Raw genomic sequence first — 22,374 nt, 5'->3', positions numbered from 1 at the left:
GCAGACGAGAACCTGAGCCGTCTCATAGCATTAGCGTTCTTTAGGCGAAAGCTTCCCACCGCTTCGGCGAGATTCAATGCCACGCTATGCATGGCCCTGCGTAGTTGCCGAGCCAGGTCCGAGTCCCTCCGTTCGATCTGCTCTGCAATACCAGCCGCGTCCCGGGCCATGGCCAAGACGACCTCGTAAATTCGCAACACGACGAAACCTCCTTCCCGACGACCCGTTCGCCGGGACCCTGGTCCCGCACCGTCGCGCGCAGGTCTCTGCAAGACTGCGAAGCACCGCGCGGAGCCACCCCGCAGCCACGCGAAGCGTGGCGAGGATGGCGAGCACGGCCTGGTCTTGCAGAGACCGAGCACGACGGTAAGCTCGCCGTCCCCGAGCGGGATCCCCTACGTCCCTGTCCCGCTTGCACGCGCGCTTGACTTTGGCCCGCACGTGCGCTCCCGCTCCCGCTCCCGCTCCCGCTCCCGCTTCCGAGGCGGGGAGAAAGCCCGGCAAGACCGAACCTACCTCGCGCGTGGCGCGGCGCGCGCAAGGGCGCGGTCGATGCTGGCGCGCGCTTCACAAACGAGCGGCCTGGGGATCGCGGTAAAAGGCAGAGGATCGCCCTTCGGATCGCAAAACCCGAACGGGCCGGAGAACGCGGCGTCGCGCGGCCAGGGCGGACGGCCCGGATCGAACCAGGCCGTGACGGTCGAGCTCGATGGTTGGTGGACGAAGTTTCGCGTGGCGAGCCCGGATCCTGTGGAAAATCCCTCGTCTACGAGCGCGCGCCGGAGGGCCGCGGCGTCAACGAGGCGACGCGCGAGGGCGTGGCTTTCGGTGCGGTCGAGCTCATCGTCGGGGACGCCGCGGAGATCTCGGAAGAGCTGGGGGAGGTCCTGCTTGACGCCGAGGTCGTTCGTGAGCGCGCGCCACGCGCCGACGTCGGGCAACCGGGCCGGGTGCACGAGCTCCACGTCGGTCCAGCCGATCCAGCGGGCGTCGTAGTCGAGCGGGACGACGCCGAGGCCACGCGCGTGGTCCCAGGTCCAGAGGAGCGCGAGATCGCGGGGAGGTCCGGGATCTCGGGGGCGCGTCGCGAGGACGAGGTGCCGGAGGAGCGAGGCGTGGAGGGGATCGTCGAGGAGCCACGCGATCTCGTCGGCCGTGACGGGCGCGGCGCGGATCATGCGGTCTTCGAGGAGCCGGGCGGCCTCGTGCCTGCGCGCGCGTTCGGCGCGACGGCCGCGGACGAGCGCGCGGTAACGTTCGTCTTTGCGTACGGCCGAAGGGACGCGGCGGAGCGGGGAGGAGGCGCCCTCGGCGGTGACGATGAGCTCGCCGCGAGGTCCGAGCGAGACGACGTGGCCGGCGATGACGGGTGAGAGCGGCAGGGCGGGATCACGCGTGGGGATGGGCGCGGGATCGAGCGAGGTTCGTCGCGGGAAGAGGGCGGCGAGGAGGCGCGCGGGATCGGCGTCGGGGAGGGGGAGATCCCGTGGGACGAGGGGCGGAGATGGATCGAGGTTCGTCGGGACGAGCGGCGGCGCTTCGGCGAGGAGGCGTGGGGAGACGCCGACGTCGCGGGCGAAGGCTTCGGCGAGGTCGCGCGGGGAGCAGAGGAGGACGACGTCGCGGAGGGAGGGTTCGTCCGCGGTGGGGATGCGGAGGAGGTTCGTCGCGGCGAGGCGCGTGAGCGAGGGAGAAACACCACGCAAGGCGAGGGGCGAGGGCAAGAGGCGGCCGGCGCCGGCGCGCACGAGGGGCGTCGCGTCGGCGATGCGCGCGAAGGCGAGGTGGTGTGTTCCGGCCTCGTGTGCGTCGAGCGAGGAGAGCGCCCACGCGAGGAGGACGAACCGTGCGTCGCGTGGATCGGAGAGGCCAGGGAGGGCGGGCGCGGGCCAGCGCTCGGGGCGAAGGACGCCGCGATCGGCGAGGGAAGCGCGCGAGAGCGCGACGCCGCGGAGGAGCGCGGCGGGATCGGGGTGCGCGAGGTGGAGGGTCGGATCGGCGGCGGCGATGGTGCTTGCCGTGACGAGGTGAGGGTCGATGTGCTGCGCGAGGACCTCGGCGAGGGAGAGCGCGTCTTCGGCGAGATCGAGGGAGGTGCGTTCGTCTTGCGCGAGGCCGATGAGGCGGAAGGCCCAAATGAAGGCGAGCGCGGGGGAGGCGGCGACGGCTGCGGATGCGGCATCCGCGGACGAGGCGGCAAGCGCGGCGAGCGTCGCGGTGACGAGGGGTGCGGGCAGCCATCGCGCGAGGGAACGGACGCGGTTCGTGCGTGTTCCGGAGCGTGGCGGTGGGGTTGTCTCGGCCGGACCGAGGCGGGAGTCTGCGGCTCGATCGAGCTCCTCGGAGAGCACGCGGCGTGCCGAGGCGTCGAGATCGGCGAGGAGCGCGGCGAGCAGTGGGCGCGAGGTGGGTTTGTCGAAGGCGTCCGCGAGGGCACGGCAGATATCGTCCACCTGCTCCAAGAAGTTTGTCGAAGCGATCTCGGCGAGGCGCAGGAGGACCCGGATGCAGGTGTCCTCGGCAAGTGGGTTCGCCTCACGCGCGAGCGTGCCGAGCAGGCGAACCGTGACGTCGAGCAGAAGCGAGGTGTCATCGCTCGGGCTCGCAGGAAGGAGCGTGTCGAGCACGGCGGCGAGGCGCGCCGTGTCGAGGCCGTCGAGGGTGGCACGGAGCGCAGAAGCGAGGCAGCCGCGCACGGAAGAGCCATGATCGCCCGATGCGTGCGAGAGCGCCCAGAGCGCCTGGAGCCGCGCGCGCACGAGCGAGGCTTCCCCCGCAGGCGCCCACGTACCTGGAAGGTCGAAACAACCGAGGAGGGCTGCGTCGATGCGGGACGCGGCCGCGGCGCGATCCGCCGAGGCCTGCGCCGCGTTCGTCAGGGCCGCCATCGTCCCCGGAGGCACGTCGCTACCGGCTTCGAGGAGACGTCGCAACACGCCGAGGCGCAGCGACAACCCCGCGTCGGGCCCTGCATGCTCGGCCGCGACGTCCACGAGCTCTCCGGGCAGGGTCTTTCCGTGGCAGGGCGAGGACACCACTGCGACGAGGAGCGCCGCGGAGACGGGCGCCCGTCGCGCGAGCCGGGCGAGTCGGCGGAGCAAGCGCGTCGCGTGCTCTTCGTCGCCGAGCGCGAGGAAGGTGCGCGCGGCTTCGAGCCACATCGAGGCCGCCGCGTCGGGGCCTATCTCCTCGAAGAGAGCTTCGAGCGATTGGAAGGCCTGCTCCGCGCGGCGAGGGCGCGCCTCCGCGAGCGCGGTTGCGCGCAGGAACACGCGGCTCGCGCGGCGCACGCGTTCGTGATGGGCAAGGTCCTCGGGGCGCTCGCCATGCAGGCGAAGCGGGAAGGGGACTTCCTTTCGTGGTTCGAACCGCAGGAAAAGGGCGCCTTCGGCGAAGTATCCTTCGTGCTCCTCGACGACGCGGCGCGCGGGCCAGGCGTCCGCGCGGACCTCGAGGACACGCACGGCCGAGACGAGGGAGCGGAGGCGCACGAGGAAAACGGCCTCGTGATCGGGGGCGGGCGCAGGAGCGTTCACGGCGCCTCCGGGTCGTCATCTTCGGCCCCGAACGAGGAGAGCAGCGCACCGCGCGCGAGCCGGGCGGAGAGCGCCTCGATGCGGTCGTAGGACGCGAGCAGCGCCTCGGCGAGCGCCACGCTCGGCCGCGGCCCGCGCCCCGCTTGTGCTTCGAGCGCCGCGGCCACGGCTTCGAGGCGCGTCGCGAGGTCGAACAGGCCGATCGATCGCGCGTCCGCCGAGAGCCGTCGGAACGAGATCGCGCGGTGCTCCGTGCGTTCGAGCGCGCCGGCCGCGGCGAGCTCCTCGATCGCCGCGCGTGCTTGCCTCGCGAGGCGCTCGGGGATCATCGCGTCACCTCGAGCGCGGGATCCACGACGTCGAGCGTGAGATCGATCGTGGAGCCGTCCGCGAGCATCGCCGTGATCGGCTCGATCACGAGCGAGCCTCCTTCGCGGGCGAGGCGGACGCAGAGAAACCGCGGCGGCCTCGCGGCGCGGCTCAGCACTTCGAGGTTGTCGAACAGGAGCGCGCGCTCCTCCCGGAACGAGAGCGAGGTCCGGAGCTCCACGCCTGCGCCGATGCGCATGCGTATCGAGAGCTGCTGCGTCGCGTGATCGAAGTCGCTCGGGGACAACCCCTGCACCGGCAGGAGCACGATCGGCGACGAGCGAGGGGGGCGGCCGAGCGCGTCGAAGTCGAGGCTCCGGCCGAGCCGCGCCGCGTCCTCGGGGCCCGCGAGGACGTGGAGCGCGAGGCGGGCGTCGCCCCAGGGGAGCGCCGGCCGCAGGGCCACGCTCGTCGCGCGGCTGCCCGAGAGGCGCCCGTGCGAGAGCGCGATCCGCGCGCCCGAGAGCGTGAACCGACCCCGCGCGAAATCTCGCATCGTGAGGCCGCTCCGCGCGAACGCGGGCCCGGCCGCGAGCCCCTCCGCCCACGTCCGTGGATCCGCGGGCCGCGCGGGTTTTCCCTTCGTGAGCAGCGTCCGCGTGAGGACACGATCCTCGCCGAGCACGGCCACGTACGCCGTCACGCCCGCGACGCCTCCCGCCGCGACCCACGCTTCGAGCCCGAGCCCCTGCACCTCGATCGGCGGGACCTCGACGTACGCGCGTTGCGACGCGCCCGCGATGTCCTCGAGCGGCAGCGCGCCCATGTTCGCGCGGAGCGCGCGCCCGAGGTTGCGCGTGACGGCGAGCTCCCGGAGCGCGTCCGCCTCGGCCGCGCCCGCGTCGGGGCCGTCGAGCCCCGGCAAGAGTGCCGCGAGCCGATCGAGGGACCGCGCGAGCCTGCCGAGGCCCGCGTCGCGTGGTCCGCGCGCTCGCGGACGCATCGCTGCCGCACGCGCAGAAAGCTCGCGCACCCGATCCCCCGAGACACGCGCCGCCCGCCGCAGGCCGAGCGTCACGAGCTCCGCCACGAGCGTGTCGACCTCGGAGAGGAGCGGCGCGAACCGCGCGACGTCTTCCGCGGAGAGCGGCTCCGCCTTCGAGGGCTCGGGGAATACCATGGCCGGCGGCGGCTCCGTGGGGCCCGCGCGTCCGCCGAGATCCCGCGCCCGTTCGTCGCCGCGCGCGACCAGCCGATGCAAACACGTCGGCGCATCCCCCATCGGGCAATCACATCCGACGCGGCCGTCGCGCCACGTGACCGTCGCTCCTCCGACACGCGCTGTGCCTTCGCCCATCGGTACGGCCACGAGCTCGGTCCGCGCCGCGGCGCGACGCATTCCGGCCGGCGCTTCCCGGCGGCTCGTCACGTCTCGCCCCCGCGCACGTGACGCCCGACCCAGGCCGCGAGCTCCCGCGGTGTCATGGCGGCGATCGGCATGCCGAGCGCCGCGAGCGCCCCGGTGACGCGGCGATCGAAGCCGCCCGCGCCCTTGTCGCCGAGGGCCACGAGCCCGAGCACCGTCACCCCGGCGTCGAGCAGATCCTTCACCCGCGTGACGAGCGCGCCGAGCGCGCCTCCCTCGCGGAAATCCGAGATCAGCACGACGAGCGTGCGCCGTGGCTCCGAGACCAAGCTCGCGGCATACCCCACGGCCCGCGAGAGCAACGTCCCGCCGCCGAGCTGCAGCGAGAACAAGACTTCCACCGGATCCCCGGCGATCTCCGTCATGTCCACCACGTGCGTGTCGAACGCGACGAGGCGCAGATCGATCGACGGGACCGACGCGAAGATCGCCGCGAGGATCGCTGCCTGCACGACGCTGTCCACCATCGAGCCGCTCTGATCGAGCAGGACGATGAGCCTGTGGCGTGTCTGCCTCGTGAGCCGTCGCCGGAACACGAGCCGTTCGACGCCGAGCACGCCGCGCGCGCGGTCGTAGTGCCGGAGGTTTTCCCGTACGGTGCGCCGCGCGTCGAGGTTCGCGAGCACGCGCAGGTTCGTCCGGCCGCGTGGTCCGGACGAACCCGTGAGCGAAGGAGCGAGCTCCTTGGCGAGCGCGCGCGATAGGTCGCGCACGGCCTCCTCGATGAGCCGCCTGGCCGCGGGGAGCGAGGCTTCGGGGATCTGCCCGCGCAGCCGCACGAGGAGCGCGAGGATCGCGGGCGAAGGCGTCACCGAGGCGAGCGCCGCCGGATCTTCGAGCAGCGCCGCGAGCCCGTGCCGCGCCGCCGCATCCTCCTCCATCACCACACGCGCCTCGGGTGGGAAGAGCTCTTCCACGCTTGCGAGCCACGTCGAAGGCCGGAGCACGCTCGGCCCGAGCCCGGCTCCGCGCGCGCCTTCGTGCGACGGGCCGCGCCGGAACGCGCGGTCGTAGAGGAACGAGAGATCCTCGTCGATCCGCAGGAGCACCTCGTCCCCTTCGAGAGGGCTGCCGAGCGAGCTGTCCGCGAAGCGCCCGAAGAGGAGACGCAGCCGCCGCGCTGCCTCGCGCTTCTTGTCGTCCGCGCCCGCCGTCATCGCGCCTCTCCGCCGCACGCGACGAGCCGCGCCGTGGGCGCTTCGATCAGCACCTCGCACCGCGCGAGCACGTCGTGCACCGGCGCGAGGACGAACGCGTCCCGCTCGATCACGAGCGTCGGTCCTTCGGCGAACGCCGCGAGCAGAGTGTCCCGGGCCGCTTCGTCCGACGTCTCGTCCATCCGGTGCACCTGCACGAGCGGCAGGATACGGCGTCCCGCGTCTCCCAGGACGAACTCGCCCGAGACCTCGGTCCGTGGCCATTCGGCAGGCGCGTTCGCGGAGCGCTGGAGGTAATACGCGAGCAGCGTCGCGTCGTAATGCGCCACCGTGACGATACGTTTTTCCGAGCGGCCCGCGGCGATCGCGGCGAAGCGCGGCATGCACGCGTCCACGTCGGGCAAGTAGGCGCGGTGCGGCCGAGGCCGGGGCAGGATGAAGAACGTCGACACCGCGACGACGCCGAGGATCGACCAGAGCCACGCCGGTACGCGCTCCTCGGGCGCCAGCGCGACCGCGAGCGCGAGCACCGGCGCCACCGCGGCGATGTAATAGGGCTGCACGCGCGCAAAGCCCGACGCATACGACACGCCGATCATCGCGACCAGCAGAGCGCCGGCAGGCACGAGCGCCCCTGCACATCGCGGAACCAGGAACCCGAACAGCGTCGTCCCGATGCCGAGGTAGATCACCCCGGGACCGACGCACTTGACAACTTCCTCGATGACATACCCGAGCATCCCGCCCGGCGCGCTGTCCCCCCAAGCGAGCTCTGGGAACCGCGCCGCGACCTCGCGCGCCCCGTGATCCCGCACGATCGTCATCCCCAAAAGGATGAACGCGGGCGCGCCCAGCGCCGCCCCGACGCCGATCGGATGCGCCACGCGCCAGAGCGGTTTGCGCGCCGCGACGAACCCGAGAAGCACGCCCGCGATCACGAGCGGCGCGAGGTAGTACGTCCACGCGAGCAGCGCCGTCGACACGGCGAGCCCGAGCCGCGCCGCGCGCGAAGGGGCCTTCGCGAGCCGCGCGGCCAGCGCGCACGTCACCACCACGAGGAGCCCGAACAGCGGGATCTCGCTCACCTCGCGGGAGCGCGCCACGAGCTCCGGGCTCACGGCCACCACGAGCGCCGCGATCGCCCCGAGCGCACCTGCGCGCCCTCGCACGAGCCGCGCGCCCCACACGATCGCCGGCGAAAGGAGCGCACCCGCGATCGCCGCGGGCGCACGCATCACGGCCTCCGAGCCGCCGAACGTCCCCGCCGCGTGCAGCACGACGAACCATAGCGGCGGGTGCCGATCCTCGAGCCCTTTGCCCGTCAGGATCTCGCCCATCGGCAGCGCCCCCGTGAAGAGTCGCTGCACGTCCTGGTCGTGCACGAACGGCAGATCGAGGTGCAAGATCCGCAGCACGAGCCCGAGCCCGAAAAGCGCGGCCGCGACGATCGCGTCGCCTCTCGGAAGCGAGCCCAAAAGCCCCATCGCGACCGCGAGCAGCGCCGGCACCACGAGCGCACGCACCCCGACGAGCCGCGCGAGCACGCGCGCCACGAGCGGCGGCTCCGGCTCGGCCGCGAGCGGGATCAACGGGACGGGACCGAGCCCCGTGTCGTTCCGGTCGATCGCATCCCGGAGCGCCTGCGTCACCGCTTCCAGATCCTCGATGGGTGCCTGCGATCGCGGCGTCTCGTAGGCGACACCAAAACTCTTCGTTTCGCGCACGCCGGGCCATCGCCCCCGATCCACGACGTGCAATTCGATCCGTCCCCCAGGCCCGTCCGGCCCGGCCTCGCGCCGCGCCGTGAAGACCACGTCCTGCTCCTCGCCCCGCCGCGGCGGAGACAGGTGATACCCACGCGCGACGACCGCTCCCGGGGCGAGCGGGTGGACGAGATCCTCCCACGTCACCAACCTCAGCGCCTTCGTTTCAGGCCAAAGCAAGAGCGAGGCCGTGAGGAGTGATGTCACGGCGAGGAGCACGCGGATCCAGGGGCTCTCGGCGATCGCCCTCGCCCTCCGGAGGGCACCGCGCAATCCTCGCTCTGCCATCCGCGGGCTCGGACGCTAGACGACGGGTTCACCCGGGTAAAGTGGACAGCACGAAAGGCCTGGAGCCCTCGGGATCCTCGCGCGAGCGAGCGGCGAATCCCGGGCAAAAGCCATAGCTTGTGTGCCCCCGCGCCTTATACTGATCCCTCGTGCCGAGCACCCCTCCTCCTGAAGGCTTGCTCCTCGAGCAGTACCGCGGTCGCCTCCCCGGCGACGAGACCGTCACTTCGCCCGCGGCCATCGCCCGCGCGAAGACGCGCATCCAGGTCCGGCGTTTCGCCGGCCCCGCGCATTACACCGAGCACCTCTCCCACCTGCGTATCGCGCACCTGACCGATCTCCACGTCGGCCGCGTGACCCCGTGGGCCGTGCAGCTCGCGGCGGTCGAGCTGACCAACGCAGAGAAGCCCGATCTCGTCCTGCTCACGGGCGATTTCGTGTGTCACAGCCAGCAGTACCTCGACCGCCTGGAGGCCCTCGTGCAGCGCTTCGAGGCGCCCGTGATGGCGGTGCTCGGCAACCACGATTACTGGTCGGGTGCGGACGAGGTCCGCCAGGCCCTGCGCCGCGGCGGCGTCGAGGTCCTCGACAATCGCCACACCATCATCGGCCTGCGCCACCAGATGCTTCAGGTCGTCGGCCTGGACGACGCGTACACCGGCCACGCCCGCAGGGACGAGGCCTTGAAGGGCCTGCGCCGCGATCTGCCGACGATCGCCATGTCCCACATCGCCGAGGAGGCCGACGGGCTCTGGGCGTACGACGTCCCGCTCGTTTTGTCCGGCCACACCCACGCCGGCCAGGTCACGCTCGCCCGCCTGCACGAGCTCGCGATCGGCAAGCTCGCGGGACATCGCTACGTGCACGGGCTCTACGGCAGCCGCAGGAGCGGCGGCGCGCACCCCGGCGCGGTCTACGTCGGCGCGGGCATCGGCGCGTCCGTCATGCCGATCCGCCTCGGCGAACGAGGCCAGCGCGAGGTCGCGATCTTCGAGCTCGGCTACGAGCCCGGCGCGATCGAAGAGCACCACGACGAGCAGGACCCGCTGCCCGGCCGCCCGCCCACGCCCGAGATGATGGCCAAGCGCGCCGCCGCCGTGGTCGCCAAGCGCGAGAAGCGCGAGCGCAAGAAGAGCTAGAGCATCGACCGGTTCGATGCTCGGAAGATCGCGAAGCGATCTTCCCTCGGGGGGTGAATCGACCGGGCTTTGCCCGGACGAGAGGGGGACGCGAGGCGTCCCCCTCGGGACAAAGAGCTCCGGACGCCCGGAGATGCCCTTGGTGCCCCGCCAAGAGAAGGTCGGCGCGCCCGGAGGTGGCTTTGGTGCTGCGCCAAGAGAAGGTCGGCGCGCCCGGAGATGGCTTTGGCGCCCCTCCAAGAGAAGGTCGGCGCGTCCGGAGGTGGCTTTGGTGCCCCACCAAGAGAAGGTCGGCGCGTCCGGAGGTGGCTTTGGTGCCCCACCAAGAGAAGGTCGGCGCGTCCGGAGGTGGCTTTGGTGCCCCACCAAGAGAAGGTCGGCGCGTCCGGAGGTGGCTTTGGTGCCCCACCAAGAGAAGGTCGGCGCGTCCGGAGGTGGCTTTGGTGCCCCACCAAGAGAAGGTCGGCGCGTCCGGAGGTGGCTTTGGTGCCCCACCAAGAGAAGGTCGGCGCGTCCGGAGGTGGCTTTGGTGCCCCACCAAGAGAAGGTCGGCGCGTCCGGAGGTGGCTTTGGTGCCCCACCAAGAGAAGGTCGGCGCGTCCGGAGGTGGCTTTGGTGCCCCACCAAGAGAAGGTCGGCGCGTCCGGAGGTGGCTTTGGTGCCCCACCAAGAGAAGGTCGGCGCGTCCGGACCTCTCTTCGGCGCAGTCGATGTGAGGTCGCTAGCTAACTCGTGGCCGCTGCGCCTCGAACTTCGCGTGCACGAAGCGCAGGACGTCGTCGCGGTGCTTCTCCGCGCTGAGCTCGTGGTGGAAGATCGCCTCGATGCGCATCTCGGGGCTCACCACGAACGTGTACCGCTGCGCCACGCCCACGACCGGCCAGAGGACGTCGTAGGCCCGCGCGATCCGCTTGTCCGCGTCCGCGATGAGCGGGAACGGCAGGTGGAGATCGCCGGCGAACTTGCACTGCGTGCCGCTGTCGTCCGTGCTCACGCCGACGAGGCTCGCGCCGGCCAGCAAGAGCTCGTTGTAGTTGTCCCGGAACAGGCGTGTCTCGCCCGTGCACACCGGCGTGAACGCCTTCGGGTAGAAGTACACGACGGTGCAAAGCCCCTCTTGCTTGGAGAGGACGAACCGGTCGCCCGCGCTCGTCTGCGCGTCGATCTCCGGCGCACGATCCCCGACCTTGAGCGAGCTCATCGGAAACAGGGGTAGCAAAGCGAACGCGGCGCGTCGAGAGGCGCAGAACGTCAGCCATCCGCGTCCGAAGACGGGCCCGCCCACGCAGCCTCGGCTTCGAGCCATCGAAGCTCCCACGCAGAGAGACGCGCGACCTCCTCCGGAGGCAAGGGCGAGACGAGCAGCGCCTCGGAGGCGCCGAGGCCGAGCCGTTCCGCGGCGCGTGAAGAAATCTCTTCCAGCTCGCGAGGACCAAGCCGCGCGAGGGCGCGGCGCAAGGACGGGAGCGAGGCGAGGAAGCCCTCGAAGCTGCCCGAGGTGACGTGCGCGACGAGCGCTTCGAGCAGCGACGGCTCGTCGAGCAACGCGCGCGGCGAGAGCGCGAGCAGGCCTTCGAGGTACGCTCCCTTCGCCTCGGGACGCCCCCGCGCCGCCTCGAAATGCGCGCCGAGCTCCGAGCCCCGTCCCTCGCCGAGGCTCACGAGCAGGCCGTCGAGCGCACCCAGCACGAGCGGCGAGGCAGCCCGCGCGATCTCCCGCGCCGCCCGCGCCTTCGCCAGCAAGAGCTCCCGCACGGGGCCCATTCCGTCAGCCGCGAGCGCCGCTCCGCCGAGATCCGCGAGCAGCGCCGGAACGTCCGCGGCCCGCGCCCCCGAGGTCTGCGCGAGCCGCGGGAGCCTGTGCGTTCCCTCCTCGTACGCCGCGCGGCCGAGCGCGTCGAGCCACGCCGCCTTCGGAAGGCCAAGCCGCGCGCGGAGCGCCCGCACCCGCCGTAACTTTCGCGCCGCTTCGAGGAGCGATCGTGGATCGTCGTCCGCGCGGATCGCCGCCTCGAGCGCCGGCGCGAGCCGCAGGCACACGCCGTCGAGCCCCATCCGCACGCCTCGCCCGACGCACACCGCGATCGCCCCCGCGCGGCCTTCACCTTCCCGCGCCGCGCGCACGAGCAGCCGCGCCGCCGCCTCCTCGACGCTCGCCCCCTCCGCCGCGAGCTCCAGGAGCCGCGCGTCCACCTCCGGCGCGTACGCCACGGTCCAGCGCTCCGTCGCCGCCTCGAACTCGGTAGACGCTTGGGGGGCGCCCTTCGCCCCAAACCCCTCCGCGTCGCCCGCCCCGACCTGCGTCGCGAACCCGAGCCCGAGCCACGTCGTGCGATGCAAGAACCACGAGCACCGCCGCGCCTTCTTCGACGCCGCGAGTGAGAGCTCGATCCCGCGCGGCGGCCCTCCGGAAGGCAAAAGCCCGAGCGCCTCGGCCGTCGCCCGAAAATCCCGCAGGATCGGGCTCGGGCCCGCCGTCGGCCCGAGTTTGCCCATCCGGCTGCCTCGAAGCGCCTCGCCGAGCGCCGCGACGACCCGCCGCCCCGAGACGCGCAGCTCGCCTTTCACGAAGCAGCTCGTCGCCGCCTCGATCACCTCGGCCCGCCCGATCTTCGGCCGCCCCCGCAGCGACGCGAGCTCCCGCGCGAACGCGAGCGCCGCGATCGCGTCCGCCGGCCCGAGCGTGTCGCCTTCGACCCGCGCCCGCCGGATCGTCTCGAGCAGCACCCGCTCCGCCGCCTGCGCGAACGGATCCGCCTTCGCGCGCGCCTCCCACACGTGCTGGTAGAACGCCGGCCCGCTCATCCCCGGCGCGTACCCGAGCAGCGCGTCGAGCCGCGGGAACGTGTACGGCACGAGCCGCACCTCCGCTTCCGCGTCGTCCTTCGGCGCGCGCTCGAGCGCGGGCAGCGTCTCCCGCGCGCCGCCGAGCGCGATCACGTGCAGCGCCCCGGCCACGACGAGCGCGCGTTTGCCCTTCTGCGCCGCGGCCTCCGCGATCTTCGCCGCCATGAACCGCTCGCGTGAGAGCGTCCCGTCCGCTTCGAGCTCCTCCTGACCAAACGTCCACCGCGTCGCGAGCGCGTACACGCCCACCGCGAGCGCCCAGCCCTCGGGGCTCTCGTCCCAGCCTCCTTGCTCGAACAGCGCCTCCCACAGCTCGTCGAAATCCCGCGCGCCCGCCCGCGCGCAGAGCGCCGCCGTGAACCGGCTCCGCCCGAGCAGCCCGCCCGCGTCCTGCCCGAGCCGCTCGCCGAGCGCGCGTTCCGCCGAGGGGAGGTCGTCCTCGCCGAGATCCGACGTGTCCTCGGGCAGCGGCGAAAACCGGTCGATGAAGCGCACCTCGGCGCCGCTCGCCTTCGCGTACCGCAGCGCCACGAGCTCGGGCGAGTAGTCGCAGAACGGGTAATACGCCCGGGATCGGGGCGCCTCCGCGGCGTGGCTTCCGTCCCGCCGCCCGACGAAGCGCGGGCGTTTGTCTTCGGTGATCGCGCAGATCGCGAACGGCGCGTGGCTCTCCGGATCGAGCAGCGCTTCGAGGTGCTCCTCGAACCGCGCGGGCAGCTCGACGAGGATCACGTCCGGCGCGAAGGCCGGCAGGAACGCTTCGAGTTTCGCCGCGCACGTCGGGCTCTGGTGCCGCACAGGGAAGAAGGCGAGCGCGCTCGACAGCCCGAGCCGCTTCGCGACCTCGGCGCGCGTTTCCTCCGGCGCTCCGAGGTCTCCGAGCTTCATCGCTCGCGGCCGATCTTGCGCCACGCCTCGAGCAGCGCGCCCCACGGGCCGCCATGCCGCGCCGCCCGATCCCGCACCACCGTCTCCACGTACCGTTCGAGCTTCGCCGTGTCCTCGGCCGCGTCGAGGGTCGCCGCGCCTGCGAGGTGCGAGGCCACCTCCTCGGCGCCGAGCCTGCCCGTGCCGTAGTAATGCGCGTGCAGCGCGGCCGCGTGCAGCGTCGCGATCGCCTCGGCCGTCGAGAGCGGCGCCTCGGGCCGGTCGAGGTGCACGCCCTCGCGGCTCCGGCCCGAGCGCAGCTCCTGGAACGTCGTCACCACGAGCTCCACCGCGTCCCGCGGCACGGGCACGCTCGCCCCCGCTGCCGCGAGCTGCTTTTGCACCTCGCGCTCGACGAGCGCCATCTCCACGAACGGATCCCGGATCGGCCGCACCGACTCGAAGTTGAACCTCCGCCGGAGCGCCGCGCTCATCTCGTTCACCCCGCGATCCCGTGCGTTCGCCGTGGCGATCAAGTTGAAACCCTCCCGCGCGAACAGGATCCCGTCCTCGCCTTCGAGCTCCGGCACCCGGAGCACCTTGTCGGACAGGATGCCCACGAGGCTGTCCTGCACCTCCACGGGGCAACGCGTCAGCTCCTCGAAGCGCGCGATCCGGCCCTCGCGCATCGCGGCGAACAGCGGCGACGGCACGAGCGCCTCCCGCACCGGGCCCTTCGCCAGGAGCAGCGCGTAGTTCCAGGTGTACTTGATCTGATCCTCGGTCGTGGCCGCGCTGCCTTGCACCGTGAGCAGACTCGTCCCGGTCGCGGCCGCGGCGAGCAGCTCCGACAGCATCGACTTCGCGGTCCCCGGCTCACCGACGAGCAGGAGCGCGCGGGGCGAGGCCAGGGTCACGATCGCGCGCTCGACGAGCGCGTCGTCGCCGAAGAATTTTTGGGTCACGGCGATCTCGCCTTCGCCGCCTTCCCGGGGCAGCTTCGCCTCGCCCGAGCCCAGGATGAACGTGCGGATCATCCGCGGCGACAGCCGGAAGCCGCGCGGCTTCGGGTGCGTGTCGGCGGCGGCGAGGGCGTCGAGCTCCTCGCGAAAGAGCACCTCTGCGGCGGGACGGAGGACGGATTCGGGCACGCGGATCGCTTCTCGCCGCCCGGCGCGGTGCGGCCTTGGCAAGCGCTACCTGCGCGCATTCTCCGCGTCAATCCGGCCCGTCTGTGTGTCCTCGTCGTGACGTGGTGAAACCCGGTGCTCGCGTGGCCCTCGCCGCCTCCGCGCCGGATCCCGGCTGGAAGTTCGCCGGAGGCTCGCTCTTCTGGAGCCGATTCGCTACCATCGTCCCCGACGTGTCCCGACGAACTGCCCGGGCAAGCCTACTGCGTGGCGGCCGACCTTCGGCCCTCGCGCCTTCGGCGGGGCACCTTCCTAACGAACTGCCCGGGCCGGCCTGCCGTGCGCCTGCGGGCGCCGGGCGGGGCAGGGAGAAGCCATCGATGAACCGAATGTCTTGGCTCTTGGTCGTTCCGCTCGCTCTCGCATCCGCTCTCTCCGTACCTGCGGGGTGCGTCGAGTTCGACACTTATTTCTTCGACGAATCGTCCTACGTTGGCGGCGCCGGGGGCAACGGCGGCACGGGCGGCGGCACGGGCGGGGGGGGCACGGGCGGGACGCAGGCGTGCACGACGCAGGCCGACTGCCCGACCACGGAATGCCGGATCACCGGATCGTGCAACGCCGGGACGTGCGATTACATGACCGAGATCATGCCCGGCATGCCCGTTGGCGCGCAGGTGTATGGCGATTGCAAGCAGCGGGAGTGCGACGCGTCGGGCGCCATCACGCAGGTCGACAGCTCTGCCGACGTGTACGTGTGGGCAGCTGATTCCTGCCGCACGAACGGCTGCGAAGCGTGGAAGAGCCCGCAGCCCGCCTCGGGTCAGTGCACGACGACGTGGGGCGCGTTCGGCATCTGCGACGACAGCTTCAACTGCATCCAATGTGCGAAAAACGAGGATTGCAGTGGTTTGCAGTGCGATACGTCGATCGGGAAGTGCGTTCCCGCGCATTGCCTGAATGATGTGCTGGATGCCGATCCCGATCCCGCCAAGAGCGAGACGGACGTCGATTGCGGCGGCCCCTGCGTGCCTTGCGAGATCGGCATGAAATGCAGCGTGCGTCCCGATTGTATGGGCGAGGGGCCGTGCCTCGGGAATCCGAAGACCTGCCAGGTGCCCACGTGCAGTGATGGCTTCAAGAACGGCGACGAGACCGGGTCGGATTGCGGCGGGTCCTGCGCGCAGGACATGGCGAATCCGAAGAAATGCGGCCAGGGTCAGGGGTGCCTCTTTCCAGACGATTGCGTAGCGGGTTTGTCGTGCAACTCCGGCACATGTGAGCCATGATGACATCGTCTCGCGGGAAGGCCCCGGCGTCTGCGAGGATGGGGGCGGGGCCTCTCGCGACCGAGGAAATGATTGAAGACGCCGCGTAGGCGTGGAGGAGCTTCGAGAATGCGAATCGGACGAGCTTGGATTTGGCCCCTCGTGATCGCGGGGCTCTCTTCTTTCGCGGTGGCTTGCGGGACCGGCGCGAACCCCGCGGACCCGACGGGCACGGGCACGGGCACGGGCGGCGCGGGTGGCACGGGCGGCGGCGGCGAGGGCGGCACGGGCGGCGGCACGGGCGGCATGGGCGGCGTCGGGGGAGGCTCGGGCGGCAGCAGCACGGACACCTGCAAGCGCAGCGAGTGTCCCGGCGTCGACTCCCCGTGTGGCGTCCGCACCTGCGATGGGGGCGCCTGCGGAATGATCGTCCTTCTGCAGGAGGGTACGGTCCTCGAGAGCCAGACCTACGGCGACTGCAAGCGCGCCGTGTGTGACGCGAACGGCGGCATCATGCAGGTCGAGGACACGAACGACCGGTTCGATGACGGCAACCCCTGCACGCTCGACACGTGCATGAACGGGGACACGCTGCACATCAACCAGGAGGCCGGCTTCTCCTGCGGCATGAACGTCAAGTGCAACGACGCCGGCCAGTGCGTGCGCTGCAACGTCGGCGGCCCCGCCAACGAATGCCAGAACGGCAACGTCTGCGTCGCGTCGAAGAACTACAAGGACGTCGAGACGCTCGACGGCACCCTCAACAAGTGCGTGCCGACGTCGTGCAAGGACGGGTCGAAGAACGGTAGCGAGACCGACGTCGACTGCGGGGGCGGCACCTGCGCTCCCTGTGACGTCGGCAAGGCCTGCAACGGGCCGCTCGACTGCATCGAGGCCGCCTGCGATGCCGCCACGAAGATGTGCGCCCCGCCCGCGTGCACCGACGGCTCCTTGAACGGCGGCGAGACCTACCCCGACTACGGCGGCCCGGAGTGCCCGCCGAGCTTCGTCGTCGGGTCCGCGTGCCACGTCCCCGAGGACTGCTCGTCGGGCGTATGCCAGGGCGCGAAGTGCGCGGCGCCCTCCTGCACCGACGCCACCCAGAACGGCGGCGAGGGCGGCGTCGACTGCGGCGGAAGCTGCGCGGCGAAATGCATCGAGCCCTGAGCCGCGCGCGAATCTCCACCCCGCGCGCCGGCCTCTTGCGCTATCGTGTAGCTGTTCACCTGTCACGGACGTAAAAGGCCCGAGTCCTCACGCCCTCGCAGGCGGCCCCCCGCCAGCGAGGGCGCGCGTTCTTTTCCGGAAGGCGCGCGCGCGGGGGCTCGGGCCTCGGCGTCGAGAGAGCCGCGGGCGATGCGGCCCGGGAGGAGAGCTTTGCCATGAGAATCGAACGAGCTTGGATGATCGCTTGTATCCTCGGCGCGACGATTGCGGCGTCCGCGGTCGGCTGTGGGGATGGCTCCAGTTCCAACAACCCGACGTCGAGCTCGTCGAGCGGCGGCACGGGCGGCAGCGGCGGTACGGGCGGCGACGGCGGCGCGGGCGGCGGCCCGGGCGGCAGCGGCGGCGGCGTGTCCCCCGAGTGCACGACGCCGGCGGACTGCACGAACCAGGGCGCCGCGAACTTCTGCGGCGAGCCTGCGTGCGAGTCGGGCAAATGCGTGCGCAAGGCCTTGCGGCCGGCGGGCACGCCGCTGCCCTCGCAGGTCTACGGCGATTGCCTCGAGATGCAATGCGACGCGAATGCCCAGCCCGCGCCCGTCAACAAGGACGACGACGTCTACAACGACGGCAACGAGTGCACCGACGACGTCTGCATGGACGGCGTCGCGATGCACAACGTCCAGGCGCAGGGCTTCCTCTGCTCCGCGGCGGGCATCTGCAACGACATGGGCCAGTGCGTGCAATGCATCGAGGGCGTGCAGGGCTGCTTCAGCGGCAACCAGATGTGCATGCAGGGCGTTTGCGTCGGCATCAACTGCGCGAACGGGATCAAGAACCCGGGCGAGGGCGACATCGATTGCGGCGGCAACTGTCTGCCCTGCGACGACGGCAAGACCTGCACGAACGGCTCGCAATGCAAGAGCGGCGTCTGCACGGCCGGCACGTGCGCGGCGCCGAGCTGCATGGACGGCGTGAAGAACGGCAAGGAGACCGGCTTCGATTGCGGCGGCGGTGAATGCCCGCTCTGCGGCAAGGACGAGGGCTGCCAGCTCCCGACGGACTGCCAGAGCGGCGTCTGCGTCGACGTCTTCTGCGCCGAGCCGAGCTGCACGGACGCGCTGCAAAATGGTGACGAGGCTGGCACCGATTGCGGCGGCTCCTGCCCGAACCCCTGCCCCTGAGCGGTCTCTCCGCGCGTCGGCGCGTGATTTTTCCTCACGCGCCGGCGTTTTCCTTCCGACCTCGAAAGACATCGCCTAGGATTCCCGCCCGGAGGCGGCGATGCATCGGCATGTCTTTGTTCTTTTTGGGCTTTCGATTTCGATCCTCGCGGCGGCGTGCGCGCCAAAGCTGGTGGCGCCGGGCGGCAACGGCGGGGCCGGCGGCGCGGGGGGCATAAGTGGGCCGGGAGGCACGGGCGGGATGCCAGAGTGTTCGACCCAGGCCGACTGCCCAGACACGGAATGCCGGATCGGCGGCTCGTGCAACGCCGGGACGTGCGATTATACGACCGCGATCATGCCTGGCACGCCCGTCGGCGCGCAGGTGTATGGCGATTGCAAGCAGCGGGAGTGCGACGCGTCGGGCGCCGTCACGCAGGTCGACACCCCTGCCGACGTGTACAAGTGGGCAGCGGATTCCTGCCGCAAGGACGACTGCGAAGCGTGGCTGAACCCGCAGCCCGCCTCGGGCGCGTGCATGACGAAGTGGGACAGGCCAGGCATCTGCGACGACTCCTTCAACTGCATCGAGTGCACAAAGAATGAGGACTGCGCCGGTTTGCTGTGCGATCCGTCGATCGGGATGTGCGTCCCTTTTCTTTGCGGGAACGGGAGCTACGAAGCGGGCAACGGCGAGACCGACATCGACTGCGGCGGCTCCTGCGCGCCCTGCGCCGTCGGCCTGAAATGCAATTCGCAGTCCGATTGTGAAGGCAGGGGGGCGTGCGTCGGCTCGCCGAAGACCTGCCAGGCTCCTGCCTGCAACGACGGTTTCCACAACGGTGACGAGACCAGCACCGATTGCGGTGGCGCTTGCGCGCAGGACATGGCAAGCCCGAAGAAGTGCCCCCAGGGCCAGGGCTGCCTCGTCGCCAACGACTGCCAAGCCGGCCTCTCCTGCATCTCCGGCACCTGCCAGCTCTGACGCATTTCCCCATGCCATCCGCCCCCCTCCCCGTCGTCCCCTCCGATTGCCTGCTCTGCGGCACCTGCTGTTTCTCCGACCTTCCCGAGTACATCCGCGTCTTCGGCGTCGATCACGACCGCATGGATGACGACGCCCGCGCGCTCACGGAGTTCATCGGCAATCGTTGCTACATGCGCATCGAGGACGGCCATTGCGCCGCGCTCGTCCCCGACCCGGAGACGCGCCGCTTCGTCTGCTCCATCTATCCGATGCGCCCGGACGCCTGCCGCTCCCTCGATCGCGGCACCTCCGCGTGCCTCGGCGAGCTCACCTTGAAGCAGGACCGCCCCCCGCTCGCGCTCGAAGCGATCGTCCGGAAAAACCGCTCAGGGTGAATCCGCCGCGTCCGTCCCCGCGTCCGCCGCCGCGGGCGCGGCGCGCCGCTCGATCCGCATCGTCACGTCCAGCAGGACGGTTTGTCCCGCATTGACCCGGATCTCCCGCTTCTCGTCCGGCGCGTTCGGGTGCTTGAACGTCACGTAATGCCGGCCTGCCACGACCGGGATCGGACGCCCGATCGGCGTCACGTCCACGTATTTCCCGTCGACGAGCACCTCGGCCCACGGCCGCGCCAGGACCTTCACGTAACCCCGTTCCGACGCGTCCGCCTCGCTCGCCGGCTCGGCCGTCACGTCCTCCTCGCGGACGAACCCCTCCACGACCACCGCGCCCAAAACCACGAGCCCGAACAGCACGGCGAGCTTCTGCACGAGTGGCCCGAGCGGCAAGGGCGGCGGCCCCTTCTTCGGCTGCCTCCGCCCCTTCTCCTCGCCGATCTCCTCACCCAAAAACGAAAGCGCGAGCGCCCGCGTCACGAGCTTCCGCGACGGCTCCCGCGTCGCCTCGTCGAGCGCCTCGGCCAGCGCCTCCGCGAGCACGTCGCCGTCCTCGTACCGATCCTCCGACCGCTTCGCGAGGCACCGCATCACGATGCGCGAGAGCCCCCGCGGCAGCACCACCCCGTGCCGCTCGAGCGGCGAAGGCTCCTGGCTTCGTACCCGCCGCGCGAGCTCCTCCCGTCCCTCCGCGCCCTCGTCCCACGGCCGCGCCCCGGTGAGCATCTCGTAGAGCACGACCCCGAGCGAAAACACGTCCGATCGCGGGCCCGCCGGCTCCCCCACGATCTGCTCCGGCGCGGCGTACTCCGGCCCGGACAAACGTTCGCTCCCGTCGAACGGCGACGGCACGGCGGGCGCCGACAGATCCATCGCTGCCCCGAAATCCACGAGCACGCTCCGCCCATCGGGCGCGAGCACGATCCCCTCCGGCCGCACGTCCCGGTGCACGACCCCGCGCGCGTGCGCGTGCCCGAGCCCCGACGCGACCCCGAGCGCGATCGCCGTCGCCACCTCGTGCGGCAGCTTCTTCGTCCGCGCGAGCACCGCCGAGAGCCGCGGCCCCGGCACATCTTCGAGCGCCACCCACGTCGCGCCTTTTCCCGGCGACATGTCGAGGCAACGCACCACCGACGCGTGCCCCATCTTCGCCAGGATGCGCGCCTCGCGCTCGAGCGCCGACCCGAGCGGCGACCCTTCCGCGAGCGTCCCCTTCAGCGCCTTGACGATCGCCACGCGCCCGAGCCGCTCGTGCTCGGCGCGGTAGAGCGTGGCGATCGCCCCTTCGGACAGCTTCTCCCGGACCCGGTACGGTCCTATCTGCGTTTGCAAATCGAGTCCCATTCAGCGCTTGGGGGCTCCGCTCGGACAAGGCGAGCTGCGCCCCCAAACCCCCTACCTCGGAGAGCGGCCACCCGTCATCCCGCTCGGCGCCTCGATCCCCAGCACATCGAGCACCACCTTCGCCACGTCCGCGAGGCTTCGATCGTCCGCGAGTTTTCCGCGCGGGTGCGTCGAGACGAACGGCACCGGGTTCGTCGTGTGACCGCCGCGCGGCTTGCCCTCCGCGTCGAGCATCTCCTCGCAGCCGCCGTGGGTCCCCACGACGAACAGCGCGCCGCCCTTCGCTTCCGTCGCCGCCGCGATCTGCGCGACGGCCGCGTCCACCGCGTCCACCGCCTCGATCGCCGCCGCGAGGTCACCGCGGTGCGCCGCGTGATCCGCCGCCGCGAGGCTCACGATCACCACGTCGTGGCTCCCTTCACGGATCGCGCGCGCCGCCGTCTCCGCGATCTCCGCTTGCTCGACCACGCGGATCTCCTCGCCGTCCTTGCGTGTCCGGCGCCCGCCGTCGAACACGTGCGCCACGTGCCTCGCGCGGTCCGGCTCCGCGATCCGGAGCTGCGTCAAACCCGCCGCCACGATCGCGTCGCCGAGCGTGCCCTCCGGGGGTTCGTCCGGGAACGCGGCGAGCACCTCGCACGCCGGATCGAGCCCTACGAGCGAGAGCAACCCGAACTCGTCGAACGCGTACACGGGCTTCTTGCGATCGGTCAGGTACTCCTCCTCGATCTCGCGCGGCACGCCACGACGAACCATCATCGCCGCGAGCTCTTCCACGCGGTCCGCGCGGTGCGTCAGGAAGAGCCCGGCTTCCTCGCCGAACCACGACCAACCCGCGCTCTGCCCCGAGGCGAAGTCGGCCATGAACGACCCGACCATCCCCTCGTACTCGCCGATCCGCGTGGGCTCGACGTTCCCGTCCGTGAGCTTCGCCTGATACGCCGCTTGCAGCGCCTCGTACGGCGTGTCCTTCGTCTTCGCCTCGCCGCGCACGATCGCCGCGTACGCCTTCTGCACGCGGTCCCAGCGCCCGCTCCGATCCATCGCGTACGACTGCCCCGAGATGGTCCCGATCACGCCCTTGTCCTCGAGCTCGAAGGCGAGCGGCTCGAGCAGCTTCCACGCGCTCCGCGGCGCCGCCGCCTTCTCCTCCAGGAACGCGTGCACCACGACCTTCACGTCGTGCGCCTCGCACACGCGCACCATCGTGCGCAGGTGATCGAGCGTCCCGTGCGCGCCGTCCGCGGAGATCGGCGCGAACAGATGCAGCCGGCAGTTCCGATCGTTCGCGATCCACATCGTCCGCTCGATGACCTTGTTCTGCCAGAGCTTCTTCGCGGCGATCGCTTCATCGATCCGCGCGCGGTGGGGCCGCGGCGTTCGGCCCGTCCCGATCGCCTCGTAGCCGAGCGCGCCCGAGCCGACCTTGCCCGCGCCGAGCCCCACGGCCTCGCCGCTCGCCAGAAGGCGCGTCTTTCCGAACTGCTCCGCGAGCCGCCCGAGCGCCTCGGCCTTCGCCAGCCGGACCGCGTTTCCTTCGCGCGCGTCGCGCTCCCCGAGCCCGTCGAGCAAGCACAACACCACGGGCTTCTGCCTCGGCTCCACCACCAT

Annotated in this window: 16 protein-coding genes; 6 read left to right on the top strand and 10 right to left on the bottom strand. The window is 71.4% G+C overall.

Annotated elements, in window-relative coordinates; genetic code table 11:
- Positions 1 to 512: 512 nt before the first annotated feature.
- The 5 genes from KEG38_RS25475 to KEG38_RS25455 are packed head-to-tail and all read right to left on the bottom strand — an operon-like array spanning position 513 to position 8,479.
- Positions 513 to 3,536, bottom strand: coding sequence for a DUF4132 domain-containing protein (locus KEG38_RS25475; RefSeq protein ID WP_272422496.1), 3,024 nt, complete (start codon positions 3,534 to 3,536; stop codon positions 513 to 515).
- Positions 3,533 to 3,865, bottom strand: a complete 333-nt coding sequence (locus tag KEG38_RS25470) for a hypothetical protein (protein ID WP_272422495.1) — start codon at positions 3,863 to 3,865, stop codon at positions 3,533 to 3,535. Before KEG38_RS25470 ends, KEG38_RS25475 begins: the two co-directional genes overlap by 4 nt.
- Positions 3,862 to 5,274, bottom strand: a complete 1,413-nt coding sequence (locus tag KEG38_RS25465; RefSeq protein ID WP_272422494.1) for a YehQ C-terminal OB-fold domain-containing protein — start codon at positions 5,272 to 5,274, stop codon at positions 3,862 to 3,864. Before KEG38_RS25465 ends, KEG38_RS25470 begins: the two co-directional genes overlap by 4 nt.
- Positions 5,271 to 6,428, bottom strand: a complete 1,158-nt coding sequence (locus KEG38_RS25460) for a VWA domain-containing protein (protein ID WP_272422493.1) — start codon at positions 6,426 to 6,428, stop codon at positions 5,271 to 5,273. Before KEG38_RS25460 ends, KEG38_RS25465 begins: the two co-directional genes overlap by 4 nt.
- Positions 6,425 to 8,479 (bottom strand): glycosyltransferase family protein, encoded by a 2,055-nt coding sequence (locus KEG38_RS25455; RefSeq protein WP_272422492.1) that lies wholly within the window; start codon positions 8,477 to 8,479, stop codon positions 6,425 to 6,427. Before KEG38_RS25455 ends, KEG38_RS25460 begins: the two co-directional genes overlap by 4 nt.
- A 149-nt stretch (positions 8,480 to 8,628) precedes the next feature.
- On the opposite strand from KEG38_RS25455, the gene KEG38_RS25450 reads away from it, so the two are divergent.
- Positions 8,629 to 9,618: a metallophosphoesterase gene (locus KEG38_RS25450; RefSeq protein ID WP_272422491.1), complete on the top strand. Its 990-nt coding sequence runs from the start codon at positions 8,629 to 8,631 to the stop codon at positions 9,616 to 9,618.
- A gap of 721 nt (positions 9,619 to 10,339) precedes the next feature.
- Here KEG38_RS25450 and KEG38_RS25445 read toward each other — a convergent pair.
- From KEG38_RS25445 to KEG38_RS25435, 3 genes are read right to left on the bottom strand one after another with little or no spacing between them, the layout of a single operon-like run.
- The gene (locus KEG38_RS25445; RefSeq protein ID WP_272422490.1) at positions 10,340 to 10,819 is read right to left on the bottom strand and encodes a peroxiredoxin; all 480 of its coding nucleotides are present in this window, start codon (positions 10,817 to 10,819) and stop codon (positions 10,340 to 10,342) included.
- Between the two features lie 50 nt (positions 10,820 to 10,869).
- The gene (locus tag KEG38_RS25440) at positions 10,870 to 13,353 is read right to left on the bottom strand and encodes a DUF5682 family protein (protein ID WP_272422489.1); all 2,484 of its coding nucleotides are present in this window, start codon (positions 13,351 to 13,353) and stop codon (positions 10,870 to 10,872) included.
- Entirely contained in the window at positions 13,350 to 14,483 is a 1,134-nt protein-coding gene (locus KEG38_RS25435; protein ID WP_272422488.1) for an ATP-binding protein, read from the bottom strand. The genes KEG38_RS25440 and KEG38_RS25435 overlap by 4 nt, the downstream gene beginning before the upstream one ends.
- A gap of 359 nt (positions 14,484 to 14,842) precedes the next feature.
- Here KEG38_RS25435 and KEG38_RS25430 point away from each other — a divergent pair, with 359 nt between their 5' ends.
- The 5 genes from KEG38_RS25430 to KEG38_RS25410 all read left to right on the top strand — a co-directional run bounded on the left by KEG38_RS25430 (position 14,843) and on the right by KEG38_RS25410 (position 19,419).
- Positions 14,843 to 15,751: a hypothetical protein gene (locus KEG38_RS25430; RefSeq protein ID WP_272422487.1), complete on the top strand. Its 909-nt coding sequence runs from the start codon at positions 14,843 to 14,845 to the stop codon at positions 15,749 to 15,751.
- A 108-nt stretch (positions 15,752 to 15,859) separates the two neighbouring features.
- Positions 15,860 to 16,897 (top strand): hypothetical protein, encoded by a 1,038-nt coding sequence (locus KEG38_RS25425; RefSeq protein WP_272422486.1) that lies wholly within the window; start codon positions 15,860 to 15,862, stop codon positions 16,895 to 16,897.
- Positions 16,898 to 17,112: 215 nt separating this feature from the next.
- Positions 17,113 to 18,078 carry a hypothetical protein gene (locus tag KEG38_RS25420; protein ID WP_272422485.1) on the top strand — a complete coding sequence of 322 codons (966 nt, stop codon included), beginning with the start codon at positions 17,113 to 17,115 and terminating at the stop codon, positions 18,076 to 18,078.
- A gap of 100 nt (positions 18,079 to 18,178) precedes the next feature.
- The gene (locus tag KEG38_RS25415) at positions 18,179 to 19,042 is read left to right on the top strand and encodes a hypothetical protein (RefSeq protein WP_272422484.1); all 864 of its coding nucleotides are present in this window, start codon (positions 18,179 to 18,181) and stop codon (positions 19,040 to 19,042) included.
- An 11-nt stretch (positions 19,043 to 19,053) separates the two neighbouring features.
- A complete protein-coding gene (locus KEG38_RS25410) occupies positions 19,054 to 19,419 on the top strand; it encodes a YkgJ family cysteine cluster protein (protein WP_272422483.1) in 366 nt (121 codons plus the stop codon).
- Here the strand turns inward: KEG38_RS25410 and KEG38_RS25405 are convergent.
- Together KEG38_RS25405 and KEG38_RS25400 are read right to left on the bottom strand one after the other, a co-directional pair.
- Complete coding sequence (locus KEG38_RS25405) at positions 19,411 to 20,751, bottom strand: serine/threonine-protein kinase (RefSeq protein ID WP_272422482.1); 1,341 nt, start codon at positions 20,749 to 20,751, stop codon at positions 19,411 to 19,413. The two genes, KEG38_RS25410 and KEG38_RS25405, sit on opposite strands and share 9 nt — an antisense overlap.
- 63 nt (positions 20,752 to 20,814) lie before the next feature.
- Positions 20,815 to 22,374 carry an alkaline phosphatase family protein gene (locus KEG38_RS25400; RefSeq protein WP_272422481.1) on the bottom strand — a complete coding sequence of 520 codons (1,560 nt, stop codon included), beginning with the start codon at positions 22,372 to 22,374 and terminating at the stop codon, positions 20,815 to 20,817.

The sequence above is a fragment of the Polyangium jinanense genome, assembly GCF_028435265.1.
GTDB classification, from domain to species: Bacteria; Myxococcota_A; Polyangia; order Polyangiales; family Polyangiaceae; genus Polyangium; species Polyangium jinanense.
Note: the sequence above shows the minus strand (reverse complement) of the source record. Positions and strands in the feature narration are given on the sequence as shown.